The organism is Kitasatospora sp. NPDC001547 (assembly GCF_042894165.1).
GTDB lineage: Bacteria > Actinomycetota > Actinomycetes > Streptomycetales > Streptomycetaceae > Kitasatospora.
Window position 1 is genome coordinate 1 of sequence record NZ_JBIAVL010000026.1, and the last position, 17,401, is coordinate 17,401.

Below are 17,401 nucleotides of genomic sequence, written 5' to 3' on the forward strand. Positions count from 1 at the left end.
GATGGTACTGCAGGGGGGACCCTGTGGGAGAGTAGGACGCCGCCGAACAATCATTGCTGAAGAACCCCCATCCGGGATCCGGATGGGGGTTCTTCCGTTTACGGAGCCGAACGCTCTATTCGTCGGACTCGGAGCCGGCGCCGGAATCAGACTCGGAATCGGACTCGGACTCCGTCCCGGGCCGCGGCTGTTCGGTGGCTCCCTGTCCCTGGGCCTGGGCCGGCTTCTGGGAATCGGGCCGGGGCGCCTGGGGTGCCTCCGACGCCTGACCGGATGCCTGACCCGAGGGCTGGTCGGAAGGCCGATCCGAAGGGGCGGCCGACGCCTGGGCCGTGGCCTGGGCCTGTTCGGCGGGAGCCGCCGGGCCGTCCGCCGTCCCCCAGGCCGGCCGGCTGAGCCACTTGTCCGCGCTGTTGGTGAGGCGGACGACGCCCGTACCGTCCGGTCGCATGCTGTAGAGGTCGGCCCCGGCGCCCGCGGGGGCCTGGGCGAAGACGATGGACTTGCCGTCGGGCGCGTAGGCGGCCGTGCCGTAGAAGGTGTCCGAGGGCGCGGGGGTCAGGGCGCCGATGGCGCTGCCGTCGGGGTGGACGGTGTAGATCCCGCCGCCGGGGGCGTTGTCGGGGCCGGCCGGGTAGGTGGTGAAGAGGATCTGGGTGCCGTCCGGGGACCAGTCCGCCCGGTCGCCGGCGCGCAGTTCCCAGGGGGTGAGCTGGCGCAGCCCGGTGCCGTCCGCGTTGACGACGTAGATGGCGCGGCTGTCGGCGGGCTGCCCGGTGGCGCTGGTCCGGTACTCGAAGGTGAGCTGCTTGCCGTCGGGGGACCAGCTGGGGTTGCTGACCGCGCCGGAGTAGGGCTTGTCGTTGGTGAGGAAGGTGAGCCGCTGGACGTCGGTGCCCTCGGGGCTCATCAGGTAGAGGTCCGAGTACTGGATCTGGTGGCTGCCGGCCGCGTCCACGGCGCCCCAGGAACGGCTGAAGGCGACCTGCCTGCCGTTCGGGGAGAAGGCGGGGGCGCGCTCGTCCTCGTTGGAGCAGTCGGCGGTGCCGCTCTCGCACAGCGGGCTGACCTGGTGCTCGGTGCCGCCGTCGGCGGGGACGGTCCAGAGCCGGGCGGCGCCGGTCTGCGGGTCGGTGCGGTCGAAGGCGATGGTGGTGCCGTCCGGGGACCAGTCCGGGCGGTCGTCGAGGGCGCGGGCCGGCGGCTGGGTGACCTGGTGCTGGCCGGCGCCGTCGGGCGTGAAGGTGACGATCGCGCTGCTGCTGCGGGAGGCGTCGGTGTAGGCGCGGCTGACGATCAGACCGTTGTGCACGGCGGCTGCGGGCGCTCCGGCGGCCGCGCCGATCACACCGGGGGTCGCGCCGGGGGCCGCGGCGGGTGTCGCCTCGGGGGTGGCGCTGGGGACTTCCGGCCGGATCTCCGAGAGCGGGATCTCCCCGGGTTCGGCCCCGCAGCCGGTGAGCAGGGTGCCCAGGAGCAGAAGGCCCGCACCGGCGCTCGCGCGGGTGCGGGCCCTGCCCGTTGGTGACTGCCGTGTTCCGGTGGTGATCCGTGCCATCTCCGCCTCCGAGCCTTCGACCACTCCGACGTGTGCCCCCGTCGCGGATTCAGGACGAAGGCCCCTGAAAGGAGCTGTCACTGTGTCAGACGGGGGCGTCGGCGGCTGGGCGACACGCGACGGAACGCGCTCGCTCGATCGCACGGAGTAGGTGTGGCGGGTGGAGCGGAGGAGTCAGCCCCGGGCGGCGCGGCGCTCGGCCTTGTCGAGGGCCTCCGCCTCGTCCTCGGCCTCGGCGACCTCCAGGGTGGGCGCGGTGCCGCCGAGGTGGGCGGGCAGCCACCAGCTGTCGTCCGGGCCGGAGGGCTTGCCGGGGTACTCGCGCTGGGCCTTGTCGAGCATCTCGCCCATGGCGGCGCGCAGCCTCCGGGTGACCATCACGGGCTTGTCGTCCGGCCCGAGGTGGATCGGTTCGCCGATCATGATGGTGACCGGGACGTGCCGCTTGGTGAGGGTCTTCGGGCGGCCCTTGGTCCAGAGCTGCTGGGTGCCCCAGAGCACCACGGGCAGCAGCGGGGCGCCGGAGTCGGCGGCCATCCGGGCGGCGCCGGTCTTGAACTTCTTCAGCATGAACGAGCGGCTGATGGTCGCCTCGGGGAACACCCCCACCACCTCGCCGGACTTGAGGGCGCGCACGGCGGCCTCGTACGCGGGCTGGCCGTCGGTGCGGTCCACCGGGATGTGCTTCATGCCGCGCATCAGCGGGCCGGAGATCCGGTGCCTGAAGACGTCGTCCTTGGCCATGAAGCGGGTCTTGCGCTTGCCGCCGCGGTACGCGCCGAGGCCCGCGAACAGGAAGTCCAGGTAACTGATGTGGTTGCTGACCAGGACGGCTCCCCCCCTGGCGGGGATGTGTTCGGCGCCCACGATCTTGATCCGCACGTCGAGCGCGCGGAAGGCGGTGAGTGCGGCGCCGATCACCGGCGGGTACACGAACTCTGCCACGGTCAGTCCTGACTTCCACGGGCCGGAGCCCGGTTCGGCGGGTACCCGCTCCGTTGCGCGGGCGGTGCCGACCGGAGCACGGCACGCCGCGGCGGTCACGGGTGATTCACGGAGATGATCCCCCGAACGAGTGCCCTCTGTCACCTGAGGGGTGCGGTCAAGCGAATTTTGGCGGTGTGACGTCCGTGATGAATTCGAACGGGAACTTTTCCGGGCTCCCGGGTCAGGCGCGGGCGGTGAGGCGGCCCTGGGCGCGCCGGACCAGCGGGTAGAGCTCGCAGCCCACGCAGTAGCCGAACGCGGCGTTGACGAAGGCGGCGGTGAGGGCGGCCGAGCCGGCCAGCACGCCGAGCCAGGTCACCTCGGCGCAGTAGCCGAGGGTGCCGACCGCGGCGAACACCGCGAGGACGCCCTGGTCGAAGCGGAGCGGCCGTTCGTCCTCGGTCGCCGAGGGCGGCGCGAGCCGGGGGAGCACCAGCAGCTGGAACAGCCGGACGTAAGGGGCCAGGCGCAGGCCGCCGAAGGCGCCGAGCGCGAAGACCAGCGTCTGGGCGGCCAGCAGGGGGCAGTTGCCGGTGCGCAGGACGACGGCGAGGACGATCGCGCTGAGCGCTGCGGCTAAGCGGGGGCCGCGAGTATCGGTCTGCAACGGGGGCTCCGGGGGTCGCGACGGGCAGCGGCAGCGGTGGGGCGTCAGCGTCGTCGGTGGACGGTGGCCCGGGCCGGGCCGATGACGCGTCGGCGGACCGGAAGCGGCGTTGGGCGACAGTCGGAGTCCACCGGCCGATCGTACGCGGCCCGGCCCCGGCGGTCGACCGGGTTTCGGGCCCCGCCGGCGCTGCCGCAGACTGGGGGGATGAGTCGTCCCGCGGTGTGCGTTGTGGTGGCTCGACGGCGGCCGGGACCGGCCGCCGCGGGCCGGGAACGACGGGAGGGTCGGGGTTGAGCACCGAGGACGGGGCGGTACGGCTGACGGAGAGCGAGCTGGGCGGGCCGCTCGGCGCGCGGGCGACGCTGGTGCAGTTCTCGACGGCGTTCTGCCAGCCGTGTCGGGCCACCCGGCGGGTGCTCTCCGAGGTGGCCGGGATGGTCGACGGGGTCGAGCACGTCGAGGTGGACGCCGAGGAGCGGCTGGAGCTGGTCCGCCGGCTGGAGGTCCGGCGGACGCCGACCGTCCTGGTGCTGGACGGGGCGGGCCGGGTGGTGCGGCGGGCGGCGGGGCAGCCGCGCAGGGTGGACGTGATCGCGGCGCTCGGCCGCGTGGTGTGAGGCGGGTGCGGGTCCCGGTGGGAGCCCTGGGATGAGCGATCCGGCCGCACTTGTTCCGCCCCGTCGGGTGGAGTCGGTCCCGGGCTGGGGCAGGATGGGCGCAGGCGGCGGGAGCAGCCGCACGGCATAAGCTACTGGCCAGTAGTGACCACTGCGTTTTGGCGAGTATGCTGCCAGGAAGTTCCGGACCGGCACGGGAATTCGCTGCCCGGAGCGGGTGCGTGCCGTGTTCGCGCCCGCTTGCACCGCCGCAGCCGCCGGACGAGACCAGTACAGGAGACAAGGCCGTGAGCTTGAGGATCGTTGTCTGTGTGAAGTACGTGCCGGACGCGACGGGGGACCGTCGTTTCGCGGACGACCACACCACCGACCGGGAGGGTGTGGACGGCCTCCTGTCGGAGCTCGACGAGTACGGCGTGGAGCAGGCGCTGCGGATCGCGGAGGCGAACGAGGGCGCCGAGGTCACCGTGCTGACGGTCGGGCCGGACGACGCCAAGGACGCGCTGCGCAAGGCGCTGTCGATGGGCGCGGACAAGGCCGTGCACGTGAACGACGACGACATCCACGGCAGCGACGTGATCGGGACGTCGGCGGTCCTGGCGAAGGCGCTGGAGCGGGTCGGGTTCGACCTGGTGATCGGTGGCATGGCGTCGACGGACGGCACGATGGGCGTGCTGCCGGCGCTGCTGGCGGAGCGTCTGGGCGTGCCGCAGGTGACGCTGCTGTCGGAGGTGTCGGTCGAGGGCGGCGTGGTGAAGGGCCGTCGGGACGGTGACGCGGCGACCGAGCTGGTGGAGGCTCCGCTGCCGGCCGTGGTCTCGGTGACGGACCAGTCGGGCGAGGCCCGCTACCCGTCGTTCAAGGGGATCATGGCGGCGAAGAAGAAGCCGGTGCAGTCGCTGGACCTGGACGACCTGGGCATCGAGGCGGACGAGGTCGGCCTGGCGGGTTCGTGGACGGCGGTCGAGTCGGTGGCGGCGCGTCCGGCGCGGACCGCGGGCACGGTCGTCAAGGACGAGGGCGAGGGCGGCAAGTCGCTCGCGGCCTTCCTCGCCGACCAGAAGTTCATCTAGTCCCACCCGTTCGCGCATCCAACGATCGATCAGGAGCAACGAATCATGGCTGAGATCCTGGTTCTGGTGGACCACGCCGACGGTGTGGTCCGCAAGCCGGCCCTGGAGCTGCTGACCCTGGCCCGCCGCATCGGCGAGCCGTCCGCCGTCGTCCTGGGCGCCGGTGCGGCCGCGGCCGACATCGCCGCCAAGGCCGGCGAGTTCGGCGCGGCGAAGGTGTACGTCGCCGACGGCGCCGAGTTCACCGACCAGCTGGTCGTCCCGAAGGTGGACGCCCTGGCCCAGATCGCCAAGGCCAACGACGTCGCCGCCGTGCTGGTGACGTCCTCCGGCGAGGGCAAGGAGGTCGCCGCGCGCGTCGCGCTGCGGATCGGCTCCGGCATCATCACCGACGCCGTCGACCTGGAGGCCGGCGACGGCGGTCCGGTCGCCACCCAGTCGGTGTTCGCCGCGTCCTTCCAGGTGAAGTCCAAGGTCACCAAGGGCGCGCCGGTCATCACCGTCAAGCCGAACGCCGTCGCCCCGGAGGCCGCCCCGGCCGCCGGCGCGGTGGAGAACGTCGCCGTCGAGTTCACCGGCAACGCCGCCAAGGTCACCTCCCGCACCCCGCGGGTGTCCTCCGGCCGCCCCGAGCTGACCGAGGCCGCCATCGTGGTCTCCGGCGGCCGCGGCGTCGGTGCCGCCGAGGGCTTCGGCGTGGTCGAGGAGCTCGCGGACGCGCTGGGCGCGGCCGTCGGTGCCTCGCGCGCCGCCGTGGACGCCGGCTGGTACCCGCACAGCAGCCAGGTCGGCCAGACCGGCAAGCAGGTCTCCCCGCAGCTGTACGTCGCGGCGGGCATCTCCGGTGCCATCCAGCACCGGGCCGGCATGCAGACCTCGAAGACCATCGTGGCCGTCAACAAGGACCCCGAGGCCCCGATCTTCGAACTGGTCGACTACGGCGTGGTCGGCGACCTCTTCCAGGTGCTGCCGCAGCTCACCGCCGAGGTGAAGGCCCGCAAGGCCTGATCCCCGGACGACCGAGGAGGGCGTGGCACCGAGGAGTACCCGGTGCCACGCCCTCCGGCGTTCCCGGGGGCCCCTCCTCCTCGGCCCGGCCCCGTCGTCCCCGGAGCGCGGCGGGCGGGGCGGCGGCCCGTAGAGTCGGCGCCGACGCGTGACGCGGAGGCGGACGCGCGAGGCGGGCGCGCCCCGGGACGACGGGGCGCGGTGGCGTGGGACGAGGCGAGGACGGTGGCATGGCACTGCTGACGGCACTTCAGGGCGGTTTCGGCGACGCGGCGGACGCGCTGCGGATCGACGGTCGGACGCTCTCCCGGGAGGACCTGCTGGGCGCGGCGACCGCCGTCGCCGACCGGGTGGCCGGGGCCCCGGCGCTCGCGGTGCTCGCCCGGCCCACCGTCGAGACCGTCACCGCCGTGGTCGGCGGCCTGCTGGCGGGCGTCCCGGTGGTGCCGCTGCCGCCCGACTCGGGGCCCAAGGAGCGCGAGCACATCCTGCGCGACTCGGGCGCGGCGCTGCTCGCGCACGCCGTCGGGGAGACGCCGCCGCAGGACACCCCGGTGGCGGGGCTGCCGGTCGACCCGGCGCAGCGCTCCGCCACCACCTTCGCCGAGCCGGCTCCCGAGTCGACCGGCTTCGTGCTCTACACCTCCGGCACCACCGGCGCGCCGAAGGGCGTGGTGATCCGGCGCGAGGCGGTCGCCGCCGACCTGGACGCCCTGGCCGCCGCCTGGCAGTGGACCGCCGAGGACACCCTGGCGCACGGTCTGCCGCTGTTCCACGTGCACGGACTGCTGCTCGGCGTGCTCGGCGCCCTGCGCACCGGCAGCGCCCTGGTGCACACCGGGCGGCCCACCCCGGAGGGGTACGCGACGGCGGGCGGCAGCCTGTACTTCGGGGTGCCCACTGTCTGGTCCCGGGTGGCGGCGGACCCGGCGGCGGCGGCCCGGCTCGCCCCGGCCCGGCTGCTGGTCTCCGGCAGCGCGCCGTTGCCCGTCCCGGTGTTCGAGCGGTTGGCGGCGCTCACCGGGCACGCCCCGATCGAGCGGTACGGGATGACCGAGTCGCTGATCACCGTCAGCACCCGGGCGGACGGCGAGCGGCGCCCCGGCAGCGTCGGGCTGCCGGTGGACGGGGTCCGTACCCGGCTGGTCGGCGAGGACGGCGCGCCGGTGCCGAGCGACGGGGAGAGCGTCGGCGAACTCCAGGTCTGCGGCCCGACGCTGTTCAGCGGCTACCTCAACCGGCCGGACGCGGACGCCGAGGCGTGGACGGCGGACGGCTGGTTCCGCACCGGCGACGTCGCGGTGATCGGGGCGGACGGCTTCCACCGGATCGTCGGCCGCGCCTCGGTGGACCTGATCAAGAGCGGCGGCTACCGGATCGGCGCGGGCGAGGTGGAGGCCGCGCTGCGCGACCACCCGTCGGTCGCCGACGCGGCCGTGGTCGGCGTGCCGGACGAGGACCTCGGACAGGCGATCGTCGCGTACGTCATCGCGGACGGCGCCGTGACGGGGGACCAGCTGACGGCCTTCGTGGCGGATCGGCTCTCGGTGCACAAGCGGCCGCGCCGGGTCGTCCTGGTACCCGAACTGCCCAGGAACGCGCTGGGAAAGGTGCTGAAGAAGCAGCTGCTGGCGGAGGCCGGCGGACGCTGACGACGGGGCTCCGGACGCCCCCTCGGATGACGGGTGTTCACCCTGATGCGCCGTCGGTGCTCACCACCCGTGACCCTTCCATTGGCGCACTCCACTGCGCGCCGTGAGCGGACGCGTGCCTAACGTGACACGCAGGCAGAACCGAATCCCCTGGACGACACGCCGCGGCTTCCGGTCGCAGGACCGGAAGCCGCGGCGTGCCGGACGGGGGCTCTGCCGACAGGCACGGCCATTCCTGGCCGGTCACACAACCCGCTGCAGTCCGCAGCGATCCGCAGCAGTGAAGGAAGTCAGCACGATGACCACCGTCAACACCGGCGCGCCGGAGGCCGCCGGCGAACCGACCGGGCAGCAGGACGCTGCCGCCGTCCGCCCCTCCCGTCCGTCCCGCACCGCGCGGCTCCGTCGGGGGATAGGCATGGTGGCCGTGATCGCGACCGGCGCGGGCGTGATCGGCCTCGGCACCGGCGTCAGCCCCGCGGCCGCCGAGCCCGCCCCGGCGCACGCCGGGTGGGACGGCTCGCGGTACTGGTTCAAGAACAGTCAGGGGCAGTGGCGCTGGACCTCGCACTACAGCGTGTACGCGGCCCGGACCGGGGGCGGCTCCGCGTCCGCCGCCAAGGCCACCGGCAGGTCCTCCGGGATCAAGCAGGGCTGGGACGGCTCGCGGTACTGGTTCCGCAACAGCAAGGGCGAGTGGCGCTGGACCTCGCACTACGACGTCTACCTGGACCGCACCGGCGGCGGCTCCTCCTCGGGGTCCGCGGGCTCCGGCGACCACGACGACTCGGTCGCGGAGGACCGGGACGTCGAGACCGCCGTGCAGTTCGCGCTCTCCCAGCTGGGCGTACCGTTCCGCCGAGCCGGCAACGGGCCGGACGGCTACGACTGCTCGGGCCTGGTGCAGCAGTCCTTCCGGCGCGGCGGGATCGAGCTGCCGCGCGTCGCCAACGACCAGTACGCGGCCACGACGCCGATCCGCGCGAGCCAGCTGCGCCGTGGTGACCTGCTGTTCTGGTCGCCGGACGGGACCGCGCGCGGCATCCAGCACGTGGCGATCTACCTGGGCGACAACCGGTACGTCGAGGCCGCGCGGCCCGGGACCAACGTCCGGACCTCGGCGATCAGCAGCGGTTACTACCCGGCGTTCATGGGGCGCCCGTAGCGGGTCCGCCGTCCGCCCGTCGGGGGCACCGGGTCCGCCGGGTGCCCTCGACGGGCGTTCCGGGGCGCCGACGCCCCGGCGTCCGCCGGGCGTTCCGCGAAGCATCCGCGGGGCTTCCGCGGGCGGGGGCCGGTGCCCTGACGGGCGCGCCGCCGACGCGTGGTCAGAGGTCCGTCGGGCGGGGCAGGACGCCGCGGGCGCCGAGGCCGGTGACGGCCGCGACGGCGGTGGCGGCCGCGTCGGGCAGGTCGGCGCCGCGGGCGAGCCCGGCGGCCAGGGCGCCGCAGAAGACGTCGCCGGCGCCGGTGGTGTCGACCACCCGGACGGCGGGGGCGGGCAGGTGGACCGCCGTCCCGCCCACGGCGACCAGCGCGCCCGCACCGCCGAGGGTGACCACGGCGCCCTCGGCGCGTCGGGCCAGGACCCGGGCGGCCTCGGCGACGTCGGCGGCTCCGGTGAGCCGGCGGGCCTCGACGGCGTTCGCGACGATCAGCGGGCGGCGTCCGGTGGGGCCGGCCTCCGGCAGGGCGCCGGCGGGGGCGGTGTTGTGCAGCCGGCGGGTGCCGCCCGAGGGGCCTGCGGCGGGCAGGGCGGCGGCGGTCGCCCGGACGCACTCCTCGGGGACCTCGTCGCCGGTCAGGACCACGTCGACGGGGAGCAGACGGAGGCGGCCGAGGGCGACGGTGACCTCCTGCGGGGTGAGCCGGGCGTTGGCGCCGGGCACGACGACGATGCTGTTCTCGCCGGACGGGTCGACCATGACGATCGCCTGACCGGTGGGCACGTCCGAGTGGGTGAGCACGGCGCCCGTCTCGACCGATGGCCGGCGGGCGCAGCGCGGGTACGGAGCGCGCACGCGGGGGCACGGGGCGTACGGGTGGGGGCGCGCGGAGCGTACGAGCGGGGCGTGCGCGGCAAGTCGACCCGTCAGGCGCCCTGTGCCCTAGCAGTAGTGAAGGGGTGCAATTTTGATGTAGACCGGTCTGCATATTTCCGCCCACGGGGGCCTGACCTGGGCACATGCCGCTGTCACGGGGCAGGTCGGGGCGTGCGGGCGGGCGCGTCGGGGAGGCATGGGGAGCGGCGTGGCGCGGGTACCACCACGGGTGGCGCTGGTTCGACCAACGGGGGCGCTGCCCGGTGCGAACGGCATCGGGGGAAGTCGAGGGCAGGGGACGTTGTGATCGTCTGGGTCAATGGAACATTCGGGGCGGGCAAGACGAGCGCCTGCCGCGAGCTGGTGGAACTGCTGCCCGGGAGCGTGCTCTTCGATCCCGAGCTGGTGGGCTTCGGCCTGCGCCGGATGCTTCCGGTCGACCGGTTGGCGACGGTGTCCGACTTCCAGGACCTGGCGGCCTGGCGCCGGCTCGTCCCCGAGACGGCGGCGGCGCTGCTCGGTGAGGTCGGGGGCCCGCTGGTGGTCCCGATGACCCTGCTCCGAGAGGACTACCGGGACGAGATCTTCGGCGACCTGGCCTCGCACGGGATCACGGTGCACCACTTCGTGCTGGACCCTGAAGAAACGATCCTGCGTGACCGCATCGCCCACCGCGAGGAGTGCCCGGGCGATCCGGAGGGCAGCGAGCGGGTCCGCACCTGGTGCCTCGAACACCTGCCCCACTACCGCGCCGCCCGCCGCTGGCTGGTCGGCGACGCCCGCATGATCGACACCAGCGGGCTCTCCCCCCGGGAGACCGCGCACCGGATCGCCGAGCTGGTCCGGGTCGGCGCCGCCCGCTGTCCGATCGTCCAGACCCCGGACCCGACCGGGGACACCGTGGCCTCCGCCGTCCTGTTCTTCGACGAGCAGGACCGCGTGCTGCTGGTCGACCCGGTCTACAAGCCGGACTGGGACTTCCCCGGCGGCGTGGTCGAGCGCGGCGAGGCCCCCACCGACGCCGCCCTGCGCGAGACCGCCGAGGAGCTGGGCCTGCGCCTCGACCCGGCCACGCTGCGCCTGCTCGCCGTCGACTGGGAGCCGCGTACCGGCCCGCGCCGCGGCGGCCTGCGGCTGGTGTACGACGGCGGGCTGCTGAACGCGGAGGGCCGGCAGAACCTGCTGCTCCAGCAGGAGGAGCTGCGCGGCTGGCGCTTCGTCACCCTGGACGAGGCCGGCGAACTGCTGCCCCCGGGGCGGTACCGGCGGCTGGCGGCAGCGCTGGACGCGCGACGGAGCGGCGAGCTGCGGTACCTGGAGGCGGGGAGCCGGGTGGCCGTCGGGCTGGCGAGCACGGCGGACGCGGCGTAGCGGGCGGTCGTCGCGGTCGGTGCGTCCGGCGCGTTCGGTGCGGTCGGTCCAGGGGCAGGTTCACGGCGGTCGGTGCCGGGTGGTCGCGGCGGAGCGGCCCGTGACGCGCCTCCCGGTGCGCGGCGCCGCGGTCACGGGCGGGAGGATGGAGGCATGCCGTTCACGCTGAGCCATCCCGCCGCCGTCCTGCCCCTGCTGGGTGCCGCCGGGGCGCGCGGGCCCCTGGTGGCGTCGGCGCTGGTCGCCGGGTCGATGGCGCCGGACGTGCCGTTCTTCGCCGAGTCCCTGCTGCCCGGCGTGTACGGCCACGGCGGGCTGACGCACCGCTGGTGGGCGGTGCCGACGCTGGACGTGGCGATCGCCGGCGTGCTGGTGGCCGGATGGCACGGGCTGCTGCGCGGGCCGGTGGTGGCGCTGCTGCCCGAGCGCTGGGCGGGCGGCGCCGAGGCGCTGACCGCCCGGCGGGCCGGGGGCGTCCACGGCCTCGGAGGCGGCGGAGCGGCCCGCGGTGCGGCGTGGTTCGCGGCGTCGGCGGCCATCGGCGCGGCCACCCACGTCGGCTGGGACGCGTTCACCCACGGCGGTCGGCTGGGGTCGCGGCTGCTGCCCGTACTGGACCGGCAGGCGGCCGGGGTTCCGCTCTACGAGGCGCTGCAGTACGGCAGTTCGGCGCTCGCCCTGGCGGCGCTGGGCGGCTGGGCGGCGCGTGCGGTGCGGGCCGTCGAGCCGGTGCGGCCGGCCGTGCGGCTCGCGCCCCGGGCCCGGCGGACGGCCGTCGCGGTGCTGGGCGCGGCGACGGCCGCCGGGGTGCTGCAGCGGCTCGGTCCGCTGCGGCGAAATCTGGTGCCGGAGGTCTGCTTCGGCGCCGGGGCCGGGCTCGCGGTGGGCGCGGTCGGGTACGCGGCGGTGCTGGCGGCCGCCCGCCGGTTGCGCGGCGGGCGGCCGGACGTGCCTCGGCAGGCCCCTCGGGACCTCGCCCCGAACGTCCGTCAGACGGAGCGCAGTTCGGCGTAGCGGCGGAGGAACAGCGCCTCGGTGAGGGCCATCCGCTCCAGCTCCAGCGGGTCGACGCTCTCGTTGACCGCGTGGATCTGGGTGGTCGGCTCCTCGACGCCGATCAGCACGATCTCGGCCTGCGGGTAGAGCGAGCGCAGCGTGTTGCAGAGCGGGATCGAGCCGCCCTCGCCGGAGGCGACCATCGGGGTGCCGAAGGCCTCCGCCATCGCCTCGCCCATCGCCTCGTAGGCCGGGCCGCTGGTGTCGGCGCGGAACGGGGCGCCGTTGCCCTGGCGCTCGATCGTCAGGTGGGCGCCGAGCGGGACCTGCGCCCGCAGGTGGGCGACCAGCGCGTCCTGGGCGGCGCCCGGGTCGGTGCCCGGCGCGACGCGCAGGCTGATCAGGGCCTTGGCGGTGGACTGGACGGAGGAGGTGGCGCCGATCACCGGCGGGGCGTCGATGCCGAGGACGGTGACGGCCGGGCGGGCCCAGAGGCGGTCCGCGATGGTGCCGGTGCCGGTCAGGGCGACGCCGTCGAGCACCTTGGCGTCGGCGCGGAACTGCTCCTCCGGGTACTGCACGCCCTCCCACGTCTGGTCGGCGGTCAGGCCGGCCACCGCGACGTCGCCGTTCTCGTCGTGCAACGAGGCCAGCATCCGGACCAGCGACTGCAGCGCGTCCGGGGCGGCGCCGCCGAAGGCGCCGGAGTGCAGGTTGCCGGCCAGCGTGGTGACCGTGGCCTCGACGACCGTCATGCCGCGCAGGGAGGCGGTCACGGTGGGCAGGCCGGGGGCGAAGTTGCCGGTGTCGCCGATGACGATGGCGTCGGCGGCGAGCAGCTCGGGGTGGGCCTCGGCGTAGCGCTCCAGACCGCCGGTGCCCTGCTCCTCGGAGCCCTCGACGATGATCTTCAGGCCGACCGGGTAGGCGTCGCCGTGGACCTGACGCAGCGCCCGCAGGGCGGTCAGGTGCATCAGGATGTTGCCCTTGCAGTCGGCGGCGCCGCGCCCGTACCAGCGGCCGTCGCGCTCGGTCAGCTCGAAGGCGGGGCTGAGCCAGGCGTCCTCGTCCAGCGGGGGCTGGACGTCGTAGTGGGAGTAGAGCAGGACGGTCGGCGCGCCCTCGGGGCCGGGCAGCTCGCCGTAGACGGACTGGGTGCCGTCCGGGGTGTCCAGCAGCCGGATGCCGGTCAGGCCCTCGGCGGCGAAGGCGTCGGCGACCCAGCGCGCGGCCTTCTCGCACTCCTCGACCGGGAACTGGCGCGGGTCGGCGACCGACGGGAAGGCGACCAGTTCGGCGAGGTCGGTGCGGGCACGGTCCATCAGGGACCGGACGGCGTCGGCCAGGGGCTGTGACATCGAGGCTCCGGGGAGACGGTCCGCCCAGGGTGGTGTGCGGGCGGAGGAAGCGGGTTGCGGTAGTGCCGATCATAGGCGGAGCGGAACGGGGTGTTCCGAGGGTGCGGGGGCCGGATCCCCGCGGACCCCGCCGGACGCCGACGGCCCCGTTCCGGTCCTCGGGGAACCGGGTGGCCGGTGAACGGGGCGGCCGGTGACTGGGGCGGCGTGCTCGAACGGCGCGGCCGGACACATAGGATTGCTCGACGTGACTGACTCCGGAAGCTCCGATTCCCGCAGCCCGCTCGACAGCCCGGCCGAGGGCGGTCCGACCGACGACGCGGCCGGGCCGCTGGACGGCGTCTGGGACGTCGTGGTGGTCGGCGCCGGACCGGCGGGCTCCTCGGCCGCGCACGCCGCCGCGGCCCAGGGCCGCCGGGTACTGCTGCTCGACAAGGCCGAACACCCCCGGTACAAGACCTGCGGCGGCGGCATCATCGGCCCGTCCCGGGACAGCCTCCCGCCGGACTTCCGGCTGCCGCTGCAGGACCGGGTGCACGCCGTCACCTTCGCCTACGACGGGAGGTACACCCGCACCCGGCGGTCCAAGCGGATGCTGTTCGGCCTGGTCAACCGGGACGAGTTCGACCTGCGCCTGGTGCAGGCGGCCAAGCAGGCCGGGGCGGTGCTGGTCACCGGGGTGACCGTCACCGGTGTCGAGCAGCGCGGCGGCGAGCACCGGACGGCGCTGGTCACGGCGGCGGACGGGCGCACCTTCGAGGCCCGCGCGGTGGTCGGCGCGGACGGCAGCGCGAGCCGGATCGGCCGGCACGTCGGCGTCACCTTCGACCAGATCGACCTCGGCCTGGAGGCGGAGATCCCGGTGCCGGCGCAGGTCGCCGCCGACTGGTCGGGCCGGATCCACCTCGACTGGGGTCCGCTGCCCGGCAGTTACGGCTGGGTGTTCCCGAAGACCGAGACCAGCAGCCTGACCGTCGGGGTCATCTCGGCCCGCGGCGACGGCGAGCGGACCAAGCAGTACCTCGCCGACTACATCCGCCGACTGGGCCTGTCCGGGTTCACCCCCCGGGTCGAGTCCGGGCACCTGACCCGCTGCCGGACCGAGGACTCGCCGCTCTCCCGCGGCCGGGTGCTGGTCGCCGGGGACGCGGCCGGACTGCTGGAGCCGTGGACCCGCGAGGGCATCTCGTACGCGCTGCGCTCGGGCCGGCTGGCCGGCGAGTGGGCGGTGAAGATCGCCGAGGCGGGCGACGCGACGGCGGTGCGGCGCGAGGCGCTGAACTACGCGTTCGCGGTCAAGGCCGGGCTGGGCGTGGAGATGCGCGCGGGCAAGCAGCTGCTGGGCGCCTTCGAGCGGCGGCCGTACCTGTTCCACGCGGCGGTCTGCCTGGTGCCGGCGGCCTGGCGGGCCTTCGCCCGGACCACCCAGGGGCACACCTCCTTCTCCCAGGTGCTGCGGCAGTACCGGGCGGCGCGGCGGCTGACGGCGATGGCCTCGCGGTAGGACGGCGGTCGTGACGCGGGGCCGGTGCCCCTCCCCGGTGCGGGGAGGGGCACCGGCCCCGTTCGTGTCGTGGCGCGGGCTGTCCGGCTGGCGGCGCGGTGGGGCTACCTGAGCCCGGTGTCCAGTGCGGACATCAGGGTGCCGGACGGGGTGTCGCCGGACATCTCCCAGATCATGCCGCCGAGCAGGTTCTTCGACTTCAGGTAGGCGGTCTTCTGCGAGATCGCCCAGGCGTCGTCGAAGCTCCACCACTGGCCGCCGGCTCCCGTGTAGCCGTACGTCGCGACGGACTTGGGGTCGTGGTAGACCTTGAGGCCGGAGAGGCTGGTGACCAGGTTGTGGTACCCGCGGGTACCGGCCTCGTCGGTGAACTGGCCCGGTGCGGCGCCGTTCGCGGACTGCCAGGCGCCGTTCGCACTGCCGTCCGCGACGCCCTGCCAGCCGCGCCCGTAGAACGGGAAGCCGATGGTCAGCTTGCGCGGGTTGACCCCGGCGTTCAGGTACGTCTGGACGGCCGTGTCCACGCTGAAGTGGGTGCTGTACGGGTCGTTCGGGTCCTGGTAGAGGTTGGAGGCGTGGCCGGTGCGGTTCGGCTCCCAGGAGTTGTCGCTGCCCGAGCCGTGGAAGTCGTAGCCCTGGACGTTGGCGATGTCCAACGAGCCGAAGATCTTCGAGAGGTCCCAGCCGGCGGCGACCTTCGCCGGGTCGGCCGGGGTGAACGCGGTGAGCAGCTTGTGCGAGCCACCCAACGCGTCCAGCTGCTTGCGGAATTCGGCCAGCAGCAGGGTCAGGTTGTCCCTGTCGTTCGGGCTCCAGTGGTTGCCCGGGTGGCCGTCGGCGGAGCCGGGCCACTCCCAGTCGAGGTCGATGCCGTCGAAGATGCCCGCGGCCACGCCGTCGCCGCCGGCGCCGTTGTAGACCGGCAGATTGCCCTTGATCCAGGTGTCGACGCAGGACTTGACGAACTTCTGGCGGGACGCGTCGGTGGCGGCGGCGTCGGAGAAGTACTTGGAGTAGGTCCAGCCGCCGAGCGAGACGACCACCTTCAGGTTCGGGTACTTGGCCTTGAGCTTCTTCAACTGGTTGAGGTTGCCGCGGAGTTTGCCCCAGCCGTCGTCGGCTACGCCGTCCACCGACTGGGCGGCGCTCATCGCCCGGCCGTAGTCCGCGTCGGCGTCGCCGGCGCCGGTGCCCTGGTCCGGGTCCTGCGGGTTGCTGCTGGTGCCCTTGGTGACGCCCGCCATGCAGGTCAGGTTGACCGGATCGATGTTCTCGAAGGCGTAGTTGATGACGTCGAGCTTGGCGGCGGCGCCCGAGGTGTCCAGGTTCTTGACGAAGTACTGGCGGCCGTAGATGCCCCACTGGACGAAGTAGCCGACCCGGGCGTACTTCCCGGCGCCGACCAGGTCCGAGGTGGTCACGGTGAGCGGGGCGGAGGCGGGCGAGGCGTTGTCGGCGGCGTCCCGGGCCTTCACGGTGAAGGTGTAGGTGGTGGACGGCGAGAGGCTGCCGACGGTCGCGCCGAGCGTGCCGCCGGTGACCGTGGCCGCCAGGGCGTCGCCCCGGTAGACGTCGTACGCGGCGACCCGGACGTTGTCGGTGGCCGCGTTCCAGGCGAGCTTCACCTCCGACGAACTGACGGCCGTCGTCCGGAGGCCGGTCGGTGCGGTGGGCGGCGAGGTGTCGGTGGACGGGTCGAAGGTGGACGCCGTGACGGACGGGCCGAGCGGGCCGGTGTTGCCGCGGCTGTCCTTGGCCCGGACGGCCAGGGTGTAGGAGGTGGCCGGGGTGAGGCCGGTGACCAGCACGCTCGTGGCCGGGCCGGTGGCCAGCACGGTGCTGCCGCTCAGCACGTCGTAGGAGGCGACCGGGAAGTCCCCGCCGGTGGCGGCCGGCCAGCTCAGGGCGAGCGTGTGCGCGGTGGACTCGGTGACCGTCGGCGTGCCCGGTGCGGACGGTGGGACGTCCGCCGTGCCGTCGCACTTGTCGCCGTTGACACGGCAGTTGAGCGGGGTGGAGACCGGACCGTTGCCGACGAACCAGAAGCTGTACGGTTCGGTGGTGCTGTGGGCGTTGACGGTGGAGTTGTAGAACGCGGCGGTGGCGGTGACGTGCCGGCCGTTGACGGTCGCGGTGCCGTTGTAGCTGTTGCCGATGGTGACGCCGGTCGGGAGGTCGAACTCCAGGGTCCAGCCGCTCACCGCGGTCGCGTTGTCGTTGCGGACGATGTAGGTGCCCTGCCACCAGGAGCCGTTGTCGGCGGTGGTGAAGGCGGCGGTGAGCCTTCCGGCGGCGTTCGCCGGGGCGGCCAGCGCGGTGAGCGCGGCGAGGGGCAGGAGCAGGACGGAGAGCAGTGCCAGCAGTCTGCTGCGCACGCGCGGGCGCCCGGCCCGGGATCGAGCGGACATGGTTCTCCCTGTGGCTGTGGGGGTTGAACAGGGTGACGTAGAACCTTGGTTGATCCGTGGGCGATCGATGCCTGCGCCGTGGGGAGGCGAGGCATGGGAACTGTAGGAGGACTGGACCAATGCGTCAACAGGTCTGTACCACTCGGGAGTTGACGGGGCTGGGCGCGGCGGGGCGGCGCGAGTCGGGCAGTGCGAGTTGGGCAGCGCGGGCGAACGT

At 74.2% G+C, this 17,401-nt stretch carries 14 protein-coding genes; 8 read left to right on the top strand and 6 right to left on the bottom strand.

Annotation, left to right across the window (positions count from 1 at the left end):
* Positions 1 to 115: 115 nt before the first annotated feature.
* The 3 genes from ACFY0X_RS31555 to ACFY0X_RS31565 form a co-directional block, all read right to left on the bottom strand.
* Positions 116 to 1,558 carry a TolB family protein gene (locus ACFY0X_RS31555; RefSeq protein WP_387759718.1) on the bottom strand — a complete coding sequence of 481 codons (1,443 nt, stop codon included), beginning with the start codon at positions 1,556 to 1,558 and terminating at the stop codon, positions 116 to 118.
* 174 nt (positions 1,559 to 1,732) lie between these two features.
* Positions 1,733 to 2,503: a lysophospholipid acyltransferase family protein gene (locus ACFY0X_RS31560; protein ID WP_387759719.1), complete on the bottom strand. Its 771-nt coding sequence runs from the start codon at positions 2,501 to 2,503 to the stop codon at positions 1,733 to 1,735.
* Between the two features lie 223 nt (positions 2,504 to 2,726).
* The gene (locus ACFY0X_RS31565) at positions 2,727 to 3,152 is read right to left on the bottom strand and encodes a DUF4395 domain-containing protein (protein ID WP_387759720.1); all 426 of its coding nucleotides are present in this window, start codon (positions 3,150 to 3,152) and stop codon (positions 2,727 to 2,729) included.
* Positions 3,153 to 3,445: 293 nt separating this feature from the next.
* Here ACFY0X_RS31565 and ACFY0X_RS31570 point away from each other — a divergent pair, with 293 nt between their 5' ends.
* The 5 genes from ACFY0X_RS31570 to ACFY0X_RS31590 all read left to right on the top strand — a co-directional run bounded on the left by ACFY0X_RS31570 (position 3,446) and on the right by ACFY0X_RS31590 (position 8,670).
* The gene (locus ACFY0X_RS31570; protein WP_387759721.1) at positions 3,446 to 3,772 is read left to right on the top strand and encodes a thioredoxin family protein; all 327 of its coding nucleotides are present in this window, start codon (positions 3,446 to 3,448) and stop codon (positions 3,770 to 3,772) included.
* A 287-nt stretch (positions 3,773 to 4,059) separates the two neighbouring features.
* A complete protein-coding gene (locus tag ACFY0X_RS31575) occupies positions 4,060 to 4,845 on the top strand; it encodes an electron transfer flavoprotein subunit beta/FixA family protein (RefSeq protein WP_387759722.1) in 786 nt (261 codons plus the stop codon).
* 45 nt (positions 4,846 to 4,890) lie between these two features.
* On the top strand, positions 4,891 to 5,853 hold the full coding sequence (locus ACFY0X_RS31580) for an electron transfer flavoprotein subunit alpha/FixB family protein (protein WP_387759724.1): 963 nt from the start codon (positions 4,891 to 4,893) through the stop codon (positions 5,851 to 5,853).
* Positions 5,854 to 6,083: 230 nt separating this feature from the next.
* On the top strand, positions 6,084 to 7,505 hold the full coding sequence (locus tag ACFY0X_RS31585) for an acyl-CoA synthetase (RefSeq protein WP_387759726.1): 1,422 nt from the start codon (positions 6,084 to 6,086) through the stop codon (positions 7,503 to 7,505).
* Positions 7,506 to 7,803: 298 nt separating this feature from the next.
* A complete protein-coding gene (locus ACFY0X_RS31590; RefSeq protein WP_387759728.1) occupies positions 7,804 to 8,670 on the top strand; it encodes a C40 family peptidase in 867 nt (288 codons plus the stop codon).
* 163 nt (positions 8,671 to 8,833) lie between these two features.
* Here the strand turns inward: ACFY0X_RS31590 and ACFY0X_RS31595 are convergent, their stop codons facing one another.
* On the bottom strand, positions 8,834 to 9,526 hold the full coding sequence (locus ACFY0X_RS31595) for a PfkB family carbohydrate kinase (RefSeq protein ID WP_387759729.1): 693 nt from the start codon (positions 9,524 to 9,526) through the stop codon (positions 8,834 to 8,836).
* Between the two features lie 324 nt (positions 9,527 to 9,850).
* Here ACFY0X_RS31595 and ACFY0X_RS31600 point away from each other — a divergent pair, with 324 nt between their 5' ends.
* The gene (locus ACFY0X_RS31600) at positions 9,851 to 10,918 is read left to right on the top strand and encodes an NUDIX domain-containing protein (RefSeq protein ID WP_387759731.1); all 1,068 of its coding nucleotides are present in this window, start codon (positions 9,851 to 9,853) and stop codon (positions 10,916 to 10,918) included.
* 153 nt (positions 10,919 to 11,071) lie between these two features.
* On the top strand, positions 11,072 to 11,932 hold the full coding sequence (locus ACFY0X_RS31605) for a DUF4184 family protein (RefSeq protein WP_387759732.1): 861 nt from the start codon (positions 11,072 to 11,074) through the stop codon (positions 11,930 to 11,932).
* On the opposite strand, the gene ACFY0X_RS31610 is transcribed toward ACFY0X_RS31605, so the two are convergent.
* Positions 11,908 to 13,272, bottom strand: coding sequence for a dipeptidase (locus ACFY0X_RS31610; protein ID WP_387759733.1), 1,365 nt, complete (start codon positions 13,270 to 13,272; stop codon positions 11,908 to 11,910). The genes ACFY0X_RS31605 and ACFY0X_RS31610 overlap by 25 nt on opposite strands.
* A gap of 247 nt (positions 13,273 to 13,519) precedes the next feature.
* Here ACFY0X_RS31610 and ACFY0X_RS31615 point away from each other — a divergent pair, with 247 nt between their 5' ends.
* On the top strand, positions 13,520 to 14,776 hold the full coding sequence (locus ACFY0X_RS31615) for a geranylgeranyl reductase family protein (protein ID WP_387759735.1): 1,257 nt from the start codon (positions 13,520 to 13,522) through the stop codon (positions 14,774 to 14,776).
* 104 nt (positions 14,777 to 14,880) lie between these two features.
* Here ACFY0X_RS31615 and ACFY0X_RS31620 read toward each other — a convergent pair whose 3' ends face one another.
* The gene (locus ACFY0X_RS31620) at positions 14,881 to 17,184 is read right to left on the bottom strand and encodes a glycosyl hydrolase family 18 protein (protein ID WP_387759737.1); all 2,304 of its coding nucleotides are present in this window, start codon (positions 17,182 to 17,184) and stop codon (positions 14,881 to 14,883) included.
* Positions 17,185 to 17,401: the final 217 nt, after the last annotated feature.